1 protein-coding gene is annotated in these 1,284 nt (G+C 28.6%); it reads right to left on the reverse strand.

All coding sequences use genetic code 11. The features are described 5' to 3' along the window. Window positions 1-132: 132 nt before the first annotated feature. Window positions 133-1,254, reverse strand: coding sequence for a TlpA family protein disulfide reductase (locus tag WA340_RS02590; RefSeq protein ID WP_336127165.1), 1,122 nt, complete (start codon window positions 1,252-1,254; stop codon window positions 133-135). Window positions 1,255-1,284: the final 30 nt, after the last annotated feature.

The raw sequence follows: 1,284 nt of genomic DNA on the forward strand, positions 1-1,284 counted from the left end.
CAACGGTCTCGGCTATGAGTAGTTGCGTGGGTTAGCACTTAACTTTACAAGTACACACCAAGTTGGAAATTCCGCAGGAATTTCCAAAGTAGGCGAGAACAAGCAATTACTTATAGCCATTGTTGTGCATTGTTATTTGTTTAATATCTCTTTTATTTTATCAAAGTCAACTTGTGGGTTTCCCATAAATAGTACTTCATTTTCGTTATTCAAAATCACTAATCTCGGATAAGTGTCTTTTCTGTTGAAAACTTTAAGTAGTTTTTCAGTCGAATAACCGTGTGTCCAGTCCATTTGCTTTTTAGCAATCATTTTTTTTAGCTTGCTAATATTTCTGTCATAGGCATTAATCGAAAAAATTGATAGTTTATCTTGATAAGTTTTTTTTAACTCTTTAATTTTTTCATTTGCAAGTAAGCAAGGTACGCACCAAGTTCCCCAAAACTCTACAATTGTATATTTCTTTTGTTTAGTAATATCATAAAGTTTAATAAGGTCATTTTCGAATACATTTCTGAATGCAAAATTTTCAACTTGATTTCCAACTTTTATTGGTTTGTTAGACAAGTTTTGGTTTTCATCAATAGGACTATATTTAGTTTTAATATCAATTTCTAAATGCTTTTCTAAAATATCCTTGAAATTAGTAGTATTGATTTTTTTGATTGATTTAGCCTCAAAATCTATAATTCTTGAGCCATTAACATATTTAGTTCTTTTTAAAACTAAAAATCCATTAACAATAAGGTCTGGATATTCTAATTGACAATTTTCCAATCTTTTCTTAGAAATCCATATTTTATTCCATCCATTTTTAGATTCAGAAATCCAAGCTTCACATTGTTCATTCAGAATTGTTTTGTCTTCTTTTGGAATTCTCTTGTAGTTTCTAAGCCTCCTATATTTTGCTGTTATATGAGGATTGTTCCATTTTATTTTTTTGCCAGAGTCTAAATCAAGGCGGTCATTTCTATCCTTATTTCTAATAAATATTGTTTTTGATGGTCCAATTATTTTTGGAAATTCCTCAATAATAATAGAATCTTTATTTATAATTACAATTTGTTTTTCGGCTGTTAAAATACGGTCTGTTATTTCATTGCCTAATTTTTCATAATATTTTGAATACCTCAAACTGTCTTGTTCGCTGTCAAAAAAAACTTTGCCATTGAATTCTATTTCATAAGCAGAATTGTTTTGAGAATAAACAAAATAATTTAGCAAGGTCAAGATTAAAAGCAATATATTTTTCATAGTTTTTGTCATAATAATGCACAACGGTCT

It is taken from the genome of Mesoflavibacter sp. CH_XMU1422-2 (assembly GCF_037029245.1).
GTDB classification, from domain to species: Bacteria; Bacteroidota; Bacteroidia; order Flavobacteriales; family Flavobacteriaceae; genus Mesoflavibacter; species Mesoflavibacter zeaxanthinifaciens.

Bases quoted from the DNA above. Each gene is read 5' to 3' on its own strand.
- WA340_RS02590 (WP_336127165.1), bottom strand. From the start codon at position 1,254: ATGAAAAATATATTGCTTTTAATCTTGACCTTGCTAAATTATTTTGTT.